The following is an 18128-nucleotide window of genomic DNA, read 5'->3' as shown; positions in this document are numbered from 1 at the left end:
TGGAAAAATGCGCATGATAAATTCAAAGTGTTCAAAACGTTAAATTTTTATTTAACAAACTTTGCGTAATGAGGAGGCTGCTTTTTATGAGTCAAACATTTTTCATTGACGGAAAATGGGTGAGCGCCGAAAAAGGCGAGACTCGCAAGATTATCAATCCTTATAATCAAGAACACATTGAAACCGTCAGTGAAGGAGACAGAGAAGACGCTGTTAAGGCGATTGCTGCTGCACGCCGCGCATTTGACGACGGCGAGTGGGCGAATACACCAGGACTTGAACGCGGCAACATTGTATTAAAGATCGCAGAGCTGATCAGACGCGATCATGAAGAACTGGCAGAACTGGAATCGCTTGATACTGGCAAAACGGTTGAAGAAAGCAGAGCCGATATGGATGATATCGCAAACGTGTTTCAGTATTATGCAGGGCTTGCTGATAAAGATGGCGGTGAAGTGATTTCTTCACCGATTCCGGATTCAAAAAGCGAAATCGTCAGAGAGCCTGTCGGAGTCTGCGGGCAAATCACACCTTGGAACTATCCGCTCCTGCAAGCAAGCTGGAAAATAGCTCCCGCTTTAGCAGCAGGTAATACAATCGTTGTAAAGCCAAGTGAAATTACACCGCTTACAACGATTAAAATCTTCAAACTGATGGAAGAAGCGGGCGTGCCAAAAGGTGTTGCCAACCTTGTGCTCGGATCTGGAGCTACAGTAGGTGATGAGCTTGCCAGAAATACAGATGTCGATTTGATTTCTTTCACCGGCGGAATTGAAACCGGAAAGAAAATCATGCAGGCGGCAAGTACGAATGTCAAAAAAATCGCCCTTGAGCTTGGCGGCAAAAATCCGAATATTGTGTTTAAAGACGCCGATTTTGATGTAGCGGTTGATCAGGCGCTGAACGCGGTGTTCTTCCACGCCGGTCAAGTTTGTTCTGCGGGGGCCCGCCTGCTTGTTGAAGAATCCATCCATGATGAATTCTTGGCAGAGCTTGTGAAACGGGCGAAAAATATCAAGCTTGGCAATGGGTTCCACGAAGATACGCAGAGCGGTCCGCTCATTTCCGCTGAACACCGAAGCAAAGTCGAAAAATATGTGGAAATCGGTCTGGAAGAGGGCGCAAAACTTGAAACAGGCGGAAAGCGTCCGGAAGATCCGGAGCTCGCAAACGGTTTCTTCTACCTGCCGACAATCTTCTCAGGATGTACATCTGATATGAGAATCGTGCAAGAAGAAGTATTTGGGCCTGTCCTAACTGTAGAAACATTCAGCACAGAAGAAGAGGCTGCCGCGCTTGCGAACGACACGATCTATGGCCTTGCCGGCGCTGTTTGGTCAAAAGACATCGAAAAAGCGGAACGCGTCGCTGCCAAACTGCGGATGGGAACAGTTTGGATCAATGACTTCCACCCTTATTTCGCTCAGGCGCCATGGGGCGGATATAAGCAATCCGGCATCGGCCGCGAGCTTGGCCGCATGGGTCTTGAAGAATACACGGAAGTAAAGCATGTCTACCGCAATACAAAACCAGCAGCCGTCAATTGGTTTAAAGCATAAGAAGGAGGAGAAATTGATGACTTTAAATATGAAAGTAGAAGCAATGAACAAATTCCACACGTTTGAAATCCCAACTGTCATTAAGCACGGCATCGGAGCCGTTAAACATGTGGGAGATGAAGTGAAAAATCTTGGCGTCACAAAAGCGCTGCTTGTCACAGACCCTGGCATCTACAAAGCGGGTGTGACAAATCCTGTCGTTGAATCTTTACAGGAAGCTGGCGTTGAAGTTGTCGTCTTTAATAAAGTAGAACCGAACCCGCCTGTACGTCTTGTAGCTGAAGGCTCAAAGCTTTTTGCAGAAGAAAACTGCAACGGACTTGTAGCAGTCGGCGGCGGAAGCTCAATGGATACGGCGAAAGCGATCGGAGTTGAAGCGACTCACGAAGGCTCAGTCCTTGATTATGAAGCGGCAGAAGGAAAAAAACCGCTTGAAAACCGGATTCCTCCGCTTACAACCATTCCGACGACTGCCGGAACTGGTTCAGAAGTGACCCAATGGGCGGTTATCACAGATGAAGAGCGCGAATTTAAATTCAATACGGGCGGCCCGCTGATCGCTGCTCACCTGACAGTCATCGATCCTGAATTGCATGTATCAATGCCTCCGCATGTAACAGCGATGACAGGTGTGGACGCATTGGCTCACGCAATCGAATGCTACACAATGAAATTTGCTCAGCCGATCACTGACGCTGTAGCGTTGCTTGCGATTGAATACGGTGCACATTATATCCGCAGAGCGTTTGCTGACGGAGAAGATCTTGAAGCAAGATATGGAATGGCTCAAGCTGCCATGCTTGCAGGTCTTTCTTACGGAAGTGAATCAGCAGGTGCGGCTCATGCGATGAGTCAGACACTCGGCGGAATCATCCCTGTTGCACACGGCCAATGTGTTGCGGCAATGATGGGCCCTGTTATGGAATACAACTGGAAAGGCTATCCTGAAAAATTCGCGCGGATTGCAAAAGCATTCGGCATCGACACAAGCGGCATGTCAACAGTAGAAGCGGCTAAAGCTTCAGTAAACTGGATGTATCAGCTTGTGGAAGATTTAGAGATTCCTAGCCTTGAAGAACAAGGTGTATCGCCTGACATGGTTGAGCGCCTCTCAAAAGAAGCGATGAAAGATCCGCAAACAGTCGGAAATCCAAGAGACCTGAACGAAAAAGCGTACAATTGGATTTACAACCGCTGCTTTGACTTGACGCCGAAAACTGTATAAGAAAAAATGATTTGGCCCGCTGTGTTTCTCGCACAGCGGGTTTTCTTAATTTGAGAAAAAAAGGGAAGCGTTGTAAAATAAATCACATATTTCATAAAGGGGATGGACTGAATGTGGAAAAGATGGACTGCTGCAGCGGAGAATGTATACATAGCGGAAACACAATCATTTGTGACCGATAAAAAGGAGAAAATTTCAATCGATTACGGAGGAATTCCGGGCGATCTGCATTTTGGCCTGACAAAGAAAGCGGGAGCCCGGGAACCGATGTATAAAAGGGGAACGGAAATTTTCAACAGGAGGCAGATTTCGATTGTCTCAGTCGAAGAATGCCTGGCGGTTGCCGAAAAGCTCAATGTTCCCGCCGTTCTTCCCGAATGGCTCGGAGCCAATATCGCATTGAGCGGCCTGCCTCATCTGTCATCGCTGAGGGAAGGAAGCCGATTGATTTTTCCGAGCGGTGCCGCTCTTTTATGCGAAGGCGAGAATGAACCGTGCATCCAGCCCGGTGAGGTCATTCAGGAACAATTTCCGGACAAGCCGAAGCTTGCGTCCCGCTTTGTCCGTCATGCCATGGGGAGAAGAGGCATCGTCTGTGTCGTCGAACGGCCGGGTCTCATTAATCAAGGCGATCAAGCCGAAGTTTGGTCATACTCACCTAACGCCGTGAGAGATGCCAGATCGTTTGCATAATCGGATGGGAGACCCGGGAAACGGGTCTCCGGCATTCCATTATGATATTTTCTGTTTAATGTCTTGAATCTGTTGGATATGTCTTTTTTCATGATGGCCGATAAAATCGATCCACTGTCTGACCGTCAACTCTTTAAAGATTGGATGAGGCAGGACTCTCTGAAAATCCTCCTCTTGAAATGCGGCGATGACCGAGGTCAGCTGTTGTCTGACATTGTCCAGTTCAGCCTTAATGGTTAATACATCCGTACTTTTCCTTTCCGGCTCTATAAAAGGGGGCGCTTTTCGTTTTGTACTCCTGTCTTCCGAGGCTTTGACCGGTTTTTCTTCTATTGTTTTAATCGGTGCGTGCTGGATTTGTTCTTTAAACATCTGAGCCGCCATCAAATCGATTTTTTTCAAATGGTCAAGCACTTCTTGAATGCTCCATTCGTTTTCTGCCGGCCTTTTATTGATATCGTTATCCGGCAGGCCTTGAATCTCGTTCCAAAGTTCTTTTCTCGCCTCATTAAAAATGCTCATGAATATCCCCTCCTGTTTTAACTTTACCATAATGAAGCCTGGAAAAATAACCAAAAAGCGTTCGGTTTTTATATCATATTCAGATATGCTTAAGAAAAAATTGGCATACCTTTCTTTTGTAGTATTCATGAGTTATCTTGCAGAAATGGCTCCGCCCTAAGAATTCCTCAGTGTTAGCTTGATAAGCATGGGGCAGCGTTAGGAAAATGCGGATTTACAACATTAAGGAAATTCCAATATTAAAAAGCCCAATTTCTTGAGAAATTAGGCTTTTTCTGTTGCTCAATTAAAGCGCCCGATTGTGGAAGATCAAAGGCTGTTGAAGCTAGCTCGCTCTTATTGAATTCTAGCACCCAGTTTAAGTACATTTCTTCACATAACCTTTTAGTACAATCCATAAGGTTATTTTGTAACCTTATGGATGAATCCTAAGATTGCATCATGCATCTGGTCCAACGCGGGTTGTTCAACTGGATAGTGTCCTCCATTTTCTAAATGTACAACTTCTACATCTACTTTTTTAATTCTATCTAAAAAAAGTGTACTCAAGTGTAATGGTGTCCATCTATCTTTCTCTGGTTGTGTTAAAAGAATAGGGCATACATCAAAATCTTCTGGTTCCATTGCTGGCTGGTAAATAGAGTAACTATTTATGAATTCCATACTTGCTTTATTTGCAGCAGAAGTTTTATCACGATTAAATACTTTCATCACATTCTTATCATTACATAGTGCGCTCATTTTAGAAGCTGTACTCATCTTCATCTTGAAGCTTCCAAGTCCTATTTTACAAGTAATTCCTGCCATTGGAATTCCAACGCGACTCATAAAGAGGTTTCTAGCTGTTTCATCACGTACTTGTTTAATTCTTTGATCCAAGAATGTCATACCAATGATCCCTTTAACTTTCTTATTTTTAGCAGCAACATGGTAGGTTTCCATACCACCTGCGCTTAAGCCATAGAGTACGATTGGTCTGTCATCCCGTTGTAATTCATAGTCGATATAATCACATGCTAAATCAACCCAGTCCTCGTATTTTACAACTGCACCTTTTCTTACTTCTGTTACTCCATAAGTAGGCATGTCAATAGCAATAGTTTCAAAGCCGTCTTTTGAAAGAGGGCCACCTAAAATCATGGACATCTGCCTACCATTTGTACCCACTCCATGGAATAAAATTACTTTAACAGGAGCTTTTTGATTACGGAAGCAATCTAAGTGAACCTTGTGTCCTTTCCAGTTCCACCATTCTTCTGATGGTTGATATTTTTTTGTAAAGTGGTACTTTTTTGGTAAATACTGTTGAATCTCAAACCATTCTCTTTGTTTACTGTATATCATTTTGTTTCCTCCTAAAAATTAGTTTATAATTCATCCGAATATTTAAATGTTCGAACATTCGAACATAATGCTTATATGATATTAATATATACTTTGATTTTTGTCAATTAACCTATTTTGTATACACTTTTCAAAAAAAAGTAGCATTGAGAAATACTACTTTTATCATTTTTACTATATATTTGTTGATTATTTTTTCAACTGGTTATCGGTTTCCAACGATTCAATTAGTTTTTTTAATAACATAATAGAATGTTCAAGAGAAAGGGCATAATATCTTTCAGTAGCACGTTTTTGAACAGTAACTATTTTTGCGTCTAAGAGGTGCTTTAAATGGTGTGAAATTGCTGGTCTAGAAAGAGAGAGACGATCTGATATCTGACTGACTGACATTTCTCCTTCATCATAAAGTAACACCAATATTTCTTGACGATTACTATCCCGCAAAATAGAGAAAATAGGCGTACATTCTCGTAATATGTTTATTGTGTGCTGACTCATAATATCTCTCCTAAGTTTGATTCGTTCGAATGTTTAAACGTTTGCTCATTATAAAACTTTATTATTGTTACTGTCAACTGAAGTATTGGAAAGCAGCCGTTATGGCTGCTTTTTATTTTTCCCTTTGCGGGCATTATTTGTTTCATGATTCGCAAAGCATGCCCCGAAAAATCGCGGTGCCGCATAACGGCGGGACGAAAAGAACGATCTGAAGGCCGTTTTATCCGGTCAGAATATCTTCGCTTGAATACCGGATGTTCTTCTGCTCGGGCCTGGCCAGTGAAAACGCCAATGTCAAAGGCCCGAGCTTCCCTAAAAACATAATAAAGATCATGATCACCTTTCCAAGAGGCGACAAGTCAGCCGTTATGCCCATCGACAGCCCCACCGTGCCAAAGGCGGAAACGACCTCAAACAATATATCCAAAAAGGGTTTGGGTTCTGTCATATTTAAAATGAAAACGGCTGTTAAAATCAATAACACGCTGATGGTCGAAATCGCGAGGGAACGAATGATCAATTTGTCTTTCAGCGTTTTTCTCGCGATTGAAATATGTTTTTTTCCTTTTAAGAAAGTGATCACTGAGAGGAGAATGACCAGAAATGTCGTCAGCTTGATCCCTCCTCCAGTTGAAGCGCTTCCCGCTCCGACAAACATAAGCAGCAGCATCAGCGTGATCGTGCTTTCACGCAAACTCCCAATGTCTAACGTGTTAAATCCGGCAGTTCTTGGCGTAACGGCTTGAAAATAGGCTCCCAAAAGTTTTTCATTTAACGGCAGCGGCCCCAGCGTATTTTGGTATTCAAGCAGAAAGATCATGATCATGGCTGATATATTGATAATAAAAGTTCCGTATATCATTAATTTTGAATGAAGGCTTAAATTTTTCAAATTTCGTTTATGCCATAAATCAGATAATACGGTAAAGCCTATTCCTCCGATGATAAATAAAGATGTGATGACAATATTGACAAGCGGATCGCCTTCATACCGCATCAAACTGTCCGGCCAAACGGAAAATCCGGCGTTGTTAAAAGCGGATACCGAGTGAAAAAGGCTGTAGTATACGCCATGTTTCCATCCGTATTCAGGAACCCATCTAAACGCTAACACCACCATCGCCATCATTTCGATAATAAATGAGTAAATAAATAAATTTCGGATTAATTGAATGATTCCGCCGAGTGAAGTCTGATTGAGGGACTGCTGAATCAGCAGCCGTTCCTTAAGACCGATTTTTTTCCCCAGCATGATAAAAATGAGCACTGCAAACGACATAATCCCCAGGCCGCCGATCTGGATCAGAATGAGAATGATGGCCTGGCCGAACACCGTAAAATCCGCGGCGGTATCAACGACGACTAAACCGGTTACGGTCATGGCTGATGTCGCGGTAAAAAGCGTGTCAATCCAATTCACGCTCTCAGGTGTTGCGAAAGGCAGCTTCAATAAAAGGGTTCCTAACAATATAAAAAATAAGAAAACCAATACAAGCAATTGAGAAGGGCTCAGTTGAATCTGTTTGAATTTCATGTTTAATCACCCTTTTTTTCAAAGGCTTCAATATCTTTATTTTGCCCAATCACAATTAAAACGTCTTTTTCATAAATGATGTCATCTGCACTGGGGGCAATGATAAAATGGCCCTGCCGTTTGATTGCCACGATATTGCACCCGAAATTTGCACGGACATCAACATCTCCTAAACTTCTGCCATCCAGTTTTTTCGTGGCAATAATTTCGACGATGCTGTAGTTTGGCGAAAGCTCAACGAAATCGATCATCTTTTCAGAAGTAATATGGCTTGCAATTCGCCTTGCCATATCTTTTTCAGGATGAATGATCCGATTGACGCCAATTTTATGAAGGACTTTTTGGTGGTAATCATTCTGTGCTTTTGACCATACTTGTGGAACGCCCATTTCAATCAGCAAAAGCGAAGTTAAAATACTGGCCTCGATATCGTCTCCAAATGAAACGAACGCGTGGTCAATGTTTCGAATGCCGATTTGCTTTAATGTGTTTTCATCAACTGCATTGGCGCAAACGGTATAGGTGGCATAGGCCGAATATTCATTTACTTTCTCTTCAGATTTATCGATGCCGATGACTTCTGTTCCTTTTTCATGGAATGCTTTGACAAGGCTGCCGCCGAACTGGCCGAGTCCGAAAACGGCATAAGATTTCTGCATGCTGCTCACCCTTTAGGCTGTTTTTCTTTTAGTGTTTACGTTTTTTTGCGAAAAACACGCCGCAGGGTGCTTCGTTTTTAGGGCAGGGTAAAAAGAAGATCTTGATCGACGAGGGGAGGATCTTTCTAAAGCAGTAACGGAGGCTGGGGCCGCTGCTGTTTTTGGGTGTCAGCTAAGCGAGCCTCCGGTTTCGCGGATGTCTGTTTCATGATTGGCAGCCGTTAATGCGGCAATGCGCAATCCTTTTACGATTGTTTCCAAACTGAGGCTTGGCTCTTTTTTATCGACCGTTTGCTCAGGCAGAAAAGGAATGTGGATGAATCCTCCGCGCATGCTTGATGAAGAACGGTCTATGTAGTGCATTAACCGATAAAATAAATGATTGCACACGAAGGTTCCGGCTGAGTTGGAGACAGATGCCGGAATGCCGCTCTCCTTCATGTTTTTAACGATGCGCTTTATCGGAAGAGCTGACCAGTAAGCGGCTGGCCCGGCTGCCGCAATTTGTTCATCAATCGGCTCTTGGCCGTCATTATCGGGAATGCGGGCATCATCGATATTAATTGCTATGCGTTCCGGTGTCATATGGGGCCGCCCGCCTGCTTGTCCCACGCAAATGACAATATCAGGACAATGTTTCGCGATCGCTTTTTCCAAAATGTCTGCTGATTGATGAAAAACGGTCGGAATCTGCTCGGCGGCGATTAAAATGTCTTCAACTCTCTCTCCGTTAAGCCGTTTAACAGCTTCCCAAGATGGATTGACGGATTCTCCGCCAAAAGGATCAAAGCCTGTGAGGAGCACTTTCTTTTTCATATCACTCACTCCTGAAAATACGTTTTTTATGACATGGATGAAAATACCCATCCAGCCATCTGCTGAATGGGTATTTTGATTGGTGACATGTATCAGGCGCCAGATCCGCGGGATGCCAGCTGCACCTGCTCACTGTTAGAAGCCGCTTCTGCTCCATGATCTGCTAAAGAATAGGTGAATACTGCTCCTAAAACAAATGCTGCCAATAAAAGCTTTTTCATTCTATTCTCCTCCTCTTCCGGCGAGTTTGCTCGCCTTATCTGTTTTAATGTAAAAATAGATGGCTTCATCATATAACTTCTTCTCCCGGTAATAATTCGCCACGTCCATCAGCAATTCCTCCAGATCTACCCAAGCTTTTTTATTTTCTAACTGGTGAACAAAGTCCTTGATTATTTCCATTTTATTCTGAAGGTTTGAATGTAATGTATATAAAATATTGAATTTCAAAACGAAAATTTCACTGTTCATTTCTTGAGCTTTTTTAAAGCCCACATCGATCCATTTAAAAGCTTGATCGTATGCATTGGTTTTCAGGAGAGATCTGACGTTTTCATAAACGCAAAGAAGGTAAGCATACTTGGTTTTCGTTTCAAAATCTTTGATGGCAAAAGCTTTTCTGTAATACTTTAGCGCTTCTTCGTGCTTGTCTTCCTTGCTTTTCAAAAAGCCCATATTGTAATAAGTGCAAGGCAAAAGAAACTGGTCGCCGATTTTTTCGGTTTTTTCGATCGCTTCCTTTAATAAAGCTTCACTTTCTGAAAACTTAAATTGGTCAATATAATTAAGCCCTATCAACATTTTGCAGTTGATGACTCTTTTGGCATATCCGCCATACCCTTGGAAGATGCCGGACGCAATATGAATGTGATGAATCGACAGCCATGTCGCTTTTAAATTATAGTACAGCACCCCGATTTTATAATGAAATTCAGCTTTCTCAATCTCATTTTGAATCGCTCCAAGCCTTTTTTCTGCTATTCTGAAAAAATTAAGCGCTTCTGTGTGGTTTTGCTTATAGTCTTCATAGATTCCTTTGAACAGATAAAAATAATAATTCAGCTTGTCATCTGTGCTTTTCGGGTCTTTGTCATGAAAACTGATCGCTTCCAATTTTTCGGTGGAAGTTTGGGAGATATCCTCAAGAAGGAGCCTTAAGCGAAAATCCAGCATTTGATAGTAGAGAAGGACGTCCTGATCTTCTTCCATTTCCTCAATGGCTTTATCTATGTCATCTTTCATTTCAATCGAACCTGAAATGTCTCGTTTTTTCATCCGTATGTACCAGTCGTTCAGCATGTTGGCGACTTCCTGCGAAGCCACTGCTTTGGCCATTCTCTTCCCTCCAATCTTTTGTGAATTTTTTGTAAATTGAAGTTCTATTAATCATAGCATAAACTGACGCCGTCTGTGAATAACGCTGAAATCCAAGTTTGTTCATTTTCGTGTGTCAAAAATTTATTTTTGAATAGGCCCGATTTTAAATTGTCATTTTCCAAAAAAAGTGCGCGAAAAAAGCAAAAACCACGCCGAGCGGAATACAGGAGATCATTGCGGTTCCGTTGACTAGTCCGTCAGCTCCGCTTATTTTCAGGGCTTCCCGATAGCCTATTAAAAAATGGATGATGGATAGGATATAACATAAGAGCATCATATAATAAGGATTCACTTTCATACCTCCCAACTCGCTTTACTATATTACATTCAATAGAAGCAAACATTATGCCTCTTTTTAAAGTGCCAAAAGGACAGAATATTATAGATGAAAAAAACTTCTATTACAATACATGTTTTTTTAAAAAATTCCATTATAATCAAAAGGAAAGATAAATTTAGGGGTGATATCCAATGAAAAAGAGGCTGGTGTCGCTGCTGGTCTGCGTCCTGTTTTTAGCACCTGCAGCAGAAGCTTTTGCCGCACCGAAACAGGCTGAGCTTAATGAGTATCTTGAAGAAATAGGAATAACAGAAAAAGAAATGGAAGCCTATTTACAAGATACATATGATGAAAGTTTGAGAGATTTTGATTCAGTAGAAGAGTTAAGAGACTTTTTGGGAGAAAGGCTGACCGAAAAGCTTTTGGCATCATATTTAAAAGAATACGGATTAAGTGAAAAAGAAGCGGTTGATCTTTTCGTTGAAAATGGCTATATGGAAAGCGGTCAAAACATTCTCGACGTATTTGTGTTTGAGTATGAATTGGACGATGCTCTATTTATGGTGACATATGAAGAAGACGATCTGGAGATCGGAAATTTATTTCAAGAACTGGGTGTGGATGACCTAGAGTGGGAGAAGCTCGTCGATCACCTCCGCAATGTGCGGGACAAAAATCCAAACTTTGAAAATGATCTGATGGCGCTTGGAGAGCGGCTTGAAGCGGTCGCTGCTTTCGAGTCGGTGTCAGAGCTGTCGGCTCAAGACATCGCTGAAATGCTTTCAGTTTTGAATGACGTTCAGAAGACGCTTGAAGTGAAGACAAAATATTACCTCGTCAAAGACGGAAAGAAAAAAGCGGTGACTTTGACGACGCTGGTCAGTGCGGACGATCTGAAGGGAGCAAGCCTCCTTGTGGAAGTTTATGACTTGCAAGGCCATTTCATTTTGGATGTTTTGCTGACACCTGAAATGATTGGATCGGATTTAATACATGATACAGGGGCAAAAGTGAAGCAAACTAAAACTGCTGTCAAACATGAAACAAAAACATCTCACGTGAAAAAGACGGTTAAAGGTGCAAAGCTGCCAAAAACGGCCGGACACTATGCGGAATGGTCACTTCTTGGTGTTGTTCTGATGCTAGGCGGATTTTTCTTGATCAGAAGGCTTCGCAAAGCGGCTTAAATGTAACTTCCCATTCTCATCTTGTTTAGAATGGGCGTTTTTTGTAAGGAGTGAAACGAGATTAAGACATTGCGAAAAAAGGTCATTTGGCTTTTCGCCATTGTTATGGTAGCTGCTGGATTATATTTTATAACAACGAATGTGTTTAAGCTTTTACATGGCTACGCCCTTTTTTCATTTCAGCAGGTGAAAGAAGAGAAAACAACTGAAAAACCGCCCGTTCAAACGGCGAAAAAAGAAAAGATCGCAATAGATCAAACTTTTGAAACCGGTGAAAAAATCGGCGATCTCGTGATTCCGAAAATCAATGCAAGGCTTCCGATTTATCATGGGACAGATGAAGATGAATTGCAAAAAGGTGTGGGCCATTTCGCCGGCTCTGTTTTACCTGGGGAAGAGGACAATTCGGTTTTATCAGGCCACCGCGATACGGTTTTTAGAAAGCTCGGAGAAGTGGGCAAAGGGGATCGGTTAATTGTTGAAGCTGTCTATGGAACTTTTACATACAAAGTGAAAAAGGTTCGAATCGTAGATGCGGATGACCGGACGGTTATTGTCCCGAAGCCGAGAGCGACGTTGACCGTATCGACCTGCTATCCCTTTGATTTCATTGGGGCTGCACCGGAGCGGTATGTATTGGTGGCAGATTTAATAAAAGGATAAAAAACAGCGGAAGCCCATGTCAATCCGCTGTTTTTTATATTTATCTCATTTCCATCTGCCTGCCCAAGAGCCTTGGAGCCGTGAGCAGCAGCAGGCACAGTACGATTGTGCAAATGATGAAAGATGGAAGCATGTATGTTCCATTGTATACTAATGAATAAATCCAGACAGGTGTGCCTTGAGGCGCATAGTGTCCGAAGAAGACGGCGCCGCTGATCAGATGGGAGAGAAACTTCAGCCCGCTTCCAATAAAAACGGCAAGTGTAACATATGAAGCAAGTTTGCCCTTTTTTTTCTCGCTGGACGCTTTACGGATCGGAACGGCAAATGCCCCGCCGATTCCAGCGGCCGTGGGCGCGATAAAATAATCAAGGAGAAACTGCAGGGGATGAGCAATGTAAAGCCCCCCGCTTACAAACTGGAGCAATCCGGCTAAAAATCCAGTTGTCAGCCCCGCCTTCAACCCCCATCTAAAGGAGATCAAAAAAATCGGAATCATCATGACGGCAATTGAACCGCCTTGGGGCATTTTTAAGAACATTCCGGACACCATATCCAATATGATGGCAATTCCGGTCATGATCGCAATTTCAATAAGACGTACAAGTTGTTTTGATTGATTCATGATTACCCTCACTTTTGATGAACAAAGGGATACTGGACTTCTTTCCCAATAAAAAAAGCAATGCGGGGAAGGAGTAGGAAAGTTTTCCACGCACTGCTTTGGATGCAAGTTAGAATGACTTTGCCACATCCCTACGCCAGCGTTAACTAACAGGTTCAAAGGGTCAGAACGGTTCGTTCACTCTCAGCCTGAAGGCTCCCCTTGTGGTCATCGGTTATTTAGTTATATTCTACTATACTAAAAAACGAAACGGACGACAAGCTTCATTTTCAAAAAAAATTGCTTAATTTCTCCAATATGTAGCAATGCTATCGGCTTTTCCTTTATAATAGAACTTATTCGTACGTACAAGATGCAGTAAAGGGTTGATCTGATGAGTGAGCATACAAAATACAGCATGGTCAAAAATCAAATTAAGTCATGGATATACGAGGGAAAGGTTAAGCCTGGAGAAAAAATTCATTCTGAAAATGAATTGATGAAAATATTCGATGTCAGCAGGCATACGATTCGGCAGGCCATCGGCGACCTGGTCCATGAAGGCCTTCTTTACAGAGAGCAGGGGTCAGGGACGTATTGTTCGCACCGTCTTCAGCTTTCGGAAAAAGGAAGGGAAAGAAATAAAATGATCGGAGTCATCACGACATATCTGTCCGACTACATCTTTCCTTCTATTATAAGGGGAATTGAATCTTCGCTGTCGAGCGAAGGATATACGCTGATCGTGGCAAGTACAAATAATGATATTGAAAAAGAAAAACAGTGCCTCGTGAATATGCTTGATAAAAAAATTGACGGACTGATTGTAGAGCCGACGAAAACCGGAAGCTTTAATCCGAACTTAAACTATTATTTGACGCTCGAACAGCACCATATTCCATATTTGATGATTAATCAGTTTTATCAGGAATTAAATCCGCCGCATTTCATTTTGGATGATGAGCATGGCGGCTTTATCGCCACTGAGCATTTAATCAAGCTCGGCCATGAAAGAGTTTTTGGGTTTTTTAAACAGGATGACATGCAGGGTGTCAACAGAATGAAAGGTTTTATCCGCGCCTTTAGAGAAAACGGCTTGTCATTTTATCCTGAGATGGTCGTTACATACACGACAGAAAACAAAAAAGAAAAGACGGTATCCGAAGTAAGAAAGCGGCTGTCTTCTTCCGAACGGCCGACAGCGATTTTCTGCTACAATGACGAAGTTGCTCTTATGGTACTTGATGTGGTAAGGGAATTTGGCTTGAAAGTACCTGAAGACATATCGATTGTCGGGTACGATGATTCACATTTAAGCCAGGCCTCTGAAGTGAAGCTGACATCAGTCACCCATCCGAAAATGCAATTGGGAATCGAAGCGGCCAAATGGATGATCGCCAAAGTAGAGGGCCGGAATGCAGACCAGCTTGAGCATTCCACTGTTTACAAACCTGAACTGATTGTCAGACAATCGACAGCCAAGTTAAAAAATAGTTGAACGATATGTGATTTTTTGGGGACGCAACACGTTTAAGGGTACAGGTGTGTAAAAGAAAAATGGGATCACTGTCATTGATATTCACCATGGTCATGATGGTGATCTTTTTCATCGCACACCTAAAGGTTTTAAAAAATGGACGATGTGCTGATCGCATACAGTGCTGCATTCATTAGAGCTTCACCCCCAGAATCAACCGAAAACATCATGCGCGGAGCAGCTGTTTTCTCTATTGTTTTATACGAAGACGGCGTTCCTTGAACAATGTGCCATTTGGTCATACCTCTTTAAAAGAGGCGATGAGAGGAAACTCATGATCAATATCGTCAGCGCTTTGCTGTTTTGATTCCTCAAAGCGGAGCTTGCAGGAAGACTGCTGTTCCATTCAGCTCTCTGATGTTGCACTCTGCAAAACAGAAGTCCGAAAAGCCTATCCAATAGAAGGAAGCGGAAAAGTGGATTGAGACTCTGTTGATAAAACTTTCCCATCAGGCTGCATAAACGGCATTCGGCCAGAGTTGTGGAAAGTTAAAAGTTTGATACAAGGACCCGGTGAAGTCAGATTTTGCGATTTCGTTTATCTGGATTATTATTTTTTCAAAAAAACTATTGTGCAAAATAAAAATAGATGTTATATTAATATCCGTCCCTAAAAAGACGGCTTTATAAAACAGCATTTAAAATAAGATTGAAAAAAGTTGTTGACATTCACTTTACTAGAATGTTATATTAGTAAAGTCGCTTCTTTGAGAGGCGGAAATGATCTTTGAAAACTAAACAAGACAAACGTACCTGTTAATTCATTAAATAAATCGCACATGCGAATGTGCGTAGTCATTATCAAACTTCATGGAGAGTTTGATCCTGGCTCAGGACGAACGCTGGCGGCGTGCCTAATACATGCAAGTCGAGCGGACCGACGGGAGCTTGCTCCCTTAGGTTAGCGGCGGACGGGTGAGTAACACGTGGGTAACCTGCCTGTAAGACTGGGATAACTCCGGGAAACCGGGGCTAATACCGGATGCTTGATTGAACCGCATGGTTCAATCATAAAAGGCGGCTTCGGCTGCCGTTTACAGATGGACCCGCGGCGCATTAGCTAGTTGGTGAGGTAATGGCTCACCAAGGCGACGATGCGTAGCCGACCTGAGAGGGTGATCGGCCACACTGGGACTGAGACACGGCCCAGACTCCTACGGGAGGCAGCAGTAGGGAATCTTCCGCAATGGACGAAAGTCTGACGGAGCAACGCCGCGTGAGTGATGAAGGTTTTCGGATCGTAAAGCTCTGTTGTTAGGGAAGAACAAGTACCGTTCGAATAGGGCGGTACCTTGACGGTACCTAACCAGAAAGCCACGGCTAACTACGTGCCAGCAGCCGCGGTAATACGTAGGTGGCAAGCGTTGTCCGGAATTATTGGGCGTAAAGCGCGCGCAGGCGGTTTCTTAAGTCTGATGTGAAAGCCCCCGGCTCAACCGGGGAGGGTCATTGGAAACTGGGGAACTTGAGTGCAGAAGAGGAGAGTGGAATTCCACGTGTAGCGGTGAAATGCGTAGAGATGTGGAGGAACACCAGTGGCGAAGGCGACTCTCTGGTCTGTAACTGACGCTGAGGCGCGAAAGCGTGGGGAGCGAACAGGATTAGATACCCTGGTAGTCCACGCCGTAAACGATGAGTGCTAAGTGTTAGAGGGTTTCCGCCCTTTAGTGCTGCAGCAAACGCATTAAGCACTCCGCCTGGGGAGTACGGTCGCAAGACTGAAACTCAAAGGAATTGACGGGGGCCCGCACAAGCGGTGGAGCATGTGGTTTAATTCGAAGCAACGCGAAGAACCTTACCAGGTCTTGACATCCTCTGACACCCCTAGAGATAGGGCTTCCCCTTCGGGGGCAGAGTGACAGGTGGTGCATGGTTGTCGTCAGCTCGTGTCGTGAGATGTTGGGTTAAGTCCCGCAACGAGCGCAACCCTTGATCTTAGTTGCCAGCATTCAGTTGGGCACTCTAAGGTGACTGCCGGTGACAAACCGGAGGAAGGTGGGGATGACGTCAAATCATCATGCCCCTTATGACCTGGGCTACACACGTGCTACAATGGACAGAACAAAGGGCAGCGAAGCCGCGAGGCTCAGCCAATCCCACAAATCTGTTCTCAGTTCGGATCGCAGTCTGCAACTCGACTGCGTGAAGCTGGAATCGCTAGTAATCGCGGATCAGCATGCCGCGGTGAATACGTTCCCGGGCCTTGTACACACCGCCCGTCACACCACGAGAGTTTGTAACACCCGAAGTCGGTGAGGTAACCTTTTGGAGCCAGCCGCCGAAGGTGGGACAGATGATTGGGGTGAAGTCGTAACAAGGTAGCCGTATCGGAAGGTGCGGCTGGATCACCTCCTTTCTAAGGATATTATACGGAATATAAGACCTTACCGGTCTTATAGACAGGTGCGTTTAGATCTTGTTTAGTTTTGAAGGATCATTCCTTCAAAACGTGTTCTTTGAAAACTAGATAACGAAAAGTAGACATTCACAAGAATTTTCTGTAGTGATTCTTTTTAATGGTTAAGTTAGAAAGGGCGCACGGTGGATGCCTTGGCACTAGGAGCCGATGAAGGACGGGACGAACACCGATATGCTTCGGGGAGCTGTAAGCAAGCTTTGATCCGGAGATTTCCGAATGGGGAAACCCACTGCTCGTAATGGAGCAGTATCCATATCTGAATTCATAGGATATGAGAAGGCAGACCCGGGGAACTGAAACATCTAAGTACCCGGAGGAAGAGAAAGCAAATGCGATTCCCTGAGTAGCGGCGAGCGAAACGGGAACAGCCCAAACCAAGAGGCTTGCCTCTTGGGGTTGTAGGACACTCTGTACGGAGTTACAAAAGAACGAGGTAGATGAAGAGGTCTGGAAAGGCCCGCCATAGGAGGTAACAGCCCTGTAGTCAAAACTTCGTTCTCTCCTGAGTGGATCCTGAGTACGGCGGAACACGTGAAATTCCGTCGGAATCCGGGAGGACCATCTCCCAAGGCTAAATACTTCCTAGTGACCGATAGTGAACCAGTACCGTGAGGGAAAGGTGAAAAGCACCCCGGAAGGGGAGTGAAATAGATCCTGAAACCGTGTGCCTACAAGTAGTCAGAGCCCGTTAACGGGTGATGGCGTGCCTTTTGTAGAATGAACCGGCGAGTTACGATCCCGTGCAAGGTTAAGTTTGAAAAGACGGAGCCGCAGCGAAAGCGAGTCTGAATAGGGCGCATGAGTACGTGGTCGTAGACCCGAAACCAGGTGATCTACCCATGTCCAGGGTGAAGTTCAGGTAACACTGAATGGAGGCCCGAACCCACGCACGTTGAAAAGTGCGGGGATGAGGTGTGGGTAGGGGTGAAATGCCAATCGAACCTGGAGATAGCTGGTTCTCTCCGAAATAGCTTTAGGGCTAGCCTCAAGGTAAGAGTCTTGGAGGTAGAGCACTGATTGGACTAGGGGCCCCTACCGGGTTACCGAATTCAGTCAAACTCCGAATGCCAAAGACTTGTCCTTGGGAGTCAGACTGCGAGTGATAAGATCCGTAGTCGAAAGGGAAACAGCCCAGACCGCCAGCTAAGGTCCCAAAGTATACGTTAAGTGGAAAAGGATGTGGAGTTGCTTAGACAACCAGGATGTTG

The 18128-nt window shown here is 44.0% G+C and carries 16 protein-coding genes, 2 rRNA genes and 1 riboswitch (1 of these 19 running past the window's edge); of the genes, 8 read left to right on the top strand and 10 right to left on the bottom strand.

What is annotated here, in order from left to right:
- Positions 1-86 precede the first annotated feature (86 nt).
- The 3 genes from betB to RBH91_RS17250 all read left to right on the top strand — a co-directional run bounded on the left by betB (position 87) and on the right by RBH91_RS17250 (position 3477).
- Entirely contained in the window at positions 87-1559 is a 1473-nt protein-coding gene (gene betB, locus RBH91_RS17260; RefSeq protein ID WP_307892331.1) for a betaine-aldehyde dehydrogenase, read from the top strand.
- 16 nt (positions 1560-1575) lie between these two features.
- Positions 1576-2784 (top strand): choline dehydrogenase, encoded by a 1209-nt coding sequence (locus tag RBH91_RS17255; RefSeq protein ID WP_148956317.1) that lies wholly within the window; start codon positions 1576-1578, stop codon positions 2782-2784.
- Positions 2785-2895: 111 nt separating this feature from the next.
- Positions 2896-3477, top strand: a complete 582-nt coding sequence (locus RBH91_RS17250; RefSeq protein WP_307892330.1) for an MOSC domain-containing protein — start codon at positions 2896-2898, stop codon at positions 3475-3477.
- Between the two features lie 39 nt (positions 3478-3516).
- Here RBH91_RS17250 and RBH91_RS17245 read toward each other — a convergent pair whose 3' ends face one another.
- The 9 genes from RBH91_RS17245 to RBH91_RS17205 all read right to left on the bottom strand — a co-directional run bounded on the left by RBH91_RS17245 (position 3517) and on the right by RBH91_RS17205 (position 10528).
- Complete coding sequence (locus RBH91_RS17245) at positions 3517-3999, bottom strand: DinB family protein (protein WP_076762095.1); 483 nt, start codon at positions 3997-3999, stop codon at positions 3517-3519.
- Between the two features lie 402 nt (positions 4000-4401).
- Positions 4402-5343 (bottom strand): alpha/beta hydrolase, encoded by a 942-nt coding sequence (locus RBH91_RS17240; protein WP_307892329.1) that lies wholly within the window; start codon positions 5341-5343, stop codon positions 4402-4404.
- Positions 5344-5532: 189 nt separating this feature from the next.
- Positions 5533-5844 carry an ArsR/SmtB family transcription factor gene (locus RBH91_RS17235; RefSeq protein WP_307892328.1) on the bottom strand — a complete coding sequence of 104 codons (312 nt, stop codon included), beginning with the start codon at positions 5842-5844 and terminating at the stop codon, positions 5533-5535.
- 220 nt (positions 5845-6064) lie between these two features.
- Positions 6065-7378: a TrkH family potassium uptake protein gene (locus RBH91_RS17230; RefSeq protein WP_307892327.1), complete on the bottom strand. Its 1314-nt coding sequence runs from the start codon at positions 7376-7378 to the stop codon at positions 6065-6067.
- 2 nt (positions 7379-7380) lie between these two features.
- The gene (locus tag RBH91_RS17225) at positions 7381-8037 is read right to left on the bottom strand and encodes a potassium channel family protein (protein WP_076762093.1); all 657 of its coding nucleotides are present in this window, start codon (positions 8035-8037) and stop codon (positions 7381-7383) included.
- A 168-nt stretch (positions 8038-8205) separates the two neighbouring features.
- Complete coding sequence (gene pcp / locus RBH91_RS17220) at positions 8206-8853, bottom strand: pyroglutamyl-peptidase I (RefSeq protein ID WP_307892326.1); 648 nt, start codon at positions 8851-8853, stop codon at positions 8206-8208.
- 92 nt (positions 8854-8945) lie between these two features.
- Entirely contained in the window at positions 8946-9074 is a 129-nt protein-coding gene (locus tag RBH91_RS17215) for a hypothetical protein (RefSeq protein WP_275667343.1), read from the bottom strand.
- Position 9075: 1 nt separating this feature from the next.
- Entirely contained in the window at positions 9076-10188 is a 1113-nt protein-coding gene (locus RBH91_RS17210) for a response regulator aspartate phosphatase (RefSeq protein ID WP_307892325.1), read from the bottom strand.
- Between the two features lie 145 nt (positions 10189-10333).
- Positions 10334-10528 carry a hypothetical protein gene (locus RBH91_RS17205; protein WP_239693682.1) on the bottom strand — a complete coding sequence of 65 codons (195 nt, stop codon included), beginning with the start codon at positions 10526-10528 and terminating at the stop codon, positions 10334-10336.
- A gap of 173 nt (positions 10529-10701) precedes the next feature.
- Here RBH91_RS17205 and RBH91_RS17200 point away from each other — a divergent pair, with 173 nt between their 5' ends.
- Both RBH91_RS17200 and RBH91_RS17195 read left to right on the top strand, forming a co-directional pair.
- Positions 10702-11697 (top strand): processed acidic surface protein, encoded by a 996-nt coding sequence (locus tag RBH91_RS17200; protein WP_307892324.1) that lies wholly within the window; start codon positions 10702-10704, stop codon positions 11695-11697.
- 105 nt (positions 11698-11802) lie between these two features.
- Positions 11803-12360: a class D sortase gene (locus RBH91_RS17195; protein WP_307894783.1), complete on the top strand. Its 558-nt coding sequence runs from the start codon at positions 11803-11805 to the stop codon at positions 12358-12360.
- Positions 12361-12400: 40 nt separating this feature from the next.
- On the opposite strand, the gene thiT is transcribed toward RBH91_RS17195, so the two are convergent.
- Positions 12401-12985, bottom strand: coding sequence for an energy-coupled thiamine transporter ThiT (thiT, locus tag RBH91_RS17190; RefSeq protein WP_076762088.1), 585 nt, complete (start codon positions 12983-12985; stop codon positions 12401-12403).
- A 111-nt stretch (positions 12986-13096) separates the two neighbouring features.
- Positions 13097-13197: riboswitch (TPP riboswitch) on the bottom strand.
- Between the two features lie 161 nt (positions 13198-13358).
- Between thiT and RBH91_RS17185 the strand changes: the two genes are divergently transcribed.
- From RBH91_RS17185 to RBH91_RS17175, 3 genes are all read left to right on the top strand, one after another.
- Positions 13359-14462, top strand: a complete 1104-nt coding sequence (locus RBH91_RS17185; protein WP_076762087.1) for a GntR family transcriptional regulator — start codon at positions 13359-13361, stop codon at positions 14460-14462.
- Positions 14463-15308: 846 nt separating this feature from the next.
- A 16S ribosomal RNA gene (locus RBH91_RS17180) occupies positions 15309-16857 on the top strand.
- Between the two features lie 162 nt (positions 16858-17019).
- Positions 17020-18128, top strand: a 23S ribosomal RNA gene (locus RBH91_RS17175) (it continues 1822 nt past the right edge of the window).
- Together the 16S and 23S rRNA genes form the textbook arrangement of a ribosomal RNA operon.

The organism is Bacillus swezeyi (genome assembly GCF_030908325.1).
Taxonomy (GTDB): domain Bacteria; phylum Bacillota; class Bacilli; order Bacillales; family Bacillaceae; genus Bacillus; species Bacillus swezeyi.
This window is presented reverse-complemented; position numbering and strand designations above follow the sequence as displayed.

Excerpts from the sequence above, each read along its gene's own strand:
- betB (WP_307892331.1), top strand. The coding sequence starts at position 87 with ATGAGTCAAACATTTTTCATTGACGGAAAATGGGTGAGCGCCGAAAAA.
- RBH91_RS17255 (WP_148956317.1), top strand. The coding sequence starts at position 1,576 with ATGACTTTAAATATGAAAGTAGAAGCAATGAACAAATTCCACACGTTT.
- RBH91_RS17250 (WP_307892330.1), top strand. The coding sequence starts at position 2,896 with ATGTGGAAAAGATGGACTGCTGCAGCGGAGAATGTATACATAGCGGAA.
- RBH91_RS17245 (WP_076762095.1), bottom strand. The coding sequence starts at position 3,999 with ATGAGCATTTTTAATGAGGCGAGAAAAGAACTTTGGAACGAGATTCAA.
- RBH91_RS17240 (WP_307892329.1), bottom strand. The coding sequence starts at position 5,343 with ATGATATACAGTAAACAAAGAGAATGGTTTGAGATTCAACAGTATTTA.
- RBH91_RS17235 (WP_307892328.1), bottom strand. The coding sequence starts at position 5,844 with ATGAGTCAGCACACAATAAACATATTACGAGAATGTACGCCTATTTTC.
- RBH91_RS17230 (WP_307892327.1), bottom strand. The coding sequence starts at position 7,378 with ATGAAATTCAAACAGATTCAACTGAGCCCTTCTCAATTGCTTGTATTG.
- RBH91_RS17225 (WP_076762093.1), bottom strand. The coding sequence starts at position 8,037 with ATGCAGAAATCTTATGCCGTTTTCGGACTCGGCCAGTTCGGCGGCAGC.
- pcp (WP_307892326.1), bottom strand. The coding sequence starts at position 8,853 with ATGAAAAAGAAAGTGCTCCTCACAGGCTTTGATCCTTTTGGCGGAGAA.
- RBH91_RS17215 (WP_275667343.1), bottom strand. The coding sequence starts at position 9,074 with ATGAAAAAGCTTTTATTGGCAGCATTTGTTTTAGGAGCAGTATTCACC.
- RBH91_RS17210 (WP_307892325.1), bottom strand. The coding sequence starts at position 10,188 with ATGGCCAAAGCAGTGGCTTCGCAGGAAGTCGCCAACATGCTGAACGAC.
- RBH91_RS17205 (WP_239693682.1), bottom strand. The coding sequence starts at position 10,528 with ATGAAAGTGAATCCTTATTATATGATGCTCTTATGTTATATCCTATCC.
- RBH91_RS17200 (WP_307892324.1), top strand. The coding sequence starts at position 10,702 with ATGAAAAAGAGGCTGGTGTCGCTGCTGGTCTGCGTCCTGTTTTTAGCA.
- RBH91_RS17195 (WP_307894783.1), top strand. The coding sequence starts at position 11,803 with ATGGTAGCTGCTGGATTATATTTTATAACAACGAATGTGTTTAAGCTT.
- thiT (WP_076762088.1), bottom strand. The coding sequence starts at position 12,985 with ATGAATCAATCAAAACAACTTGTACGTCTTATTGAAATTGCGATCATG.
- RBH91_RS17185 (WP_076762087.1), top strand. The coding sequence starts at position 13,359 with ATGAGTGAGCATACAAAATACAGCATGGTCAAAAATCAAATTAAGTCA.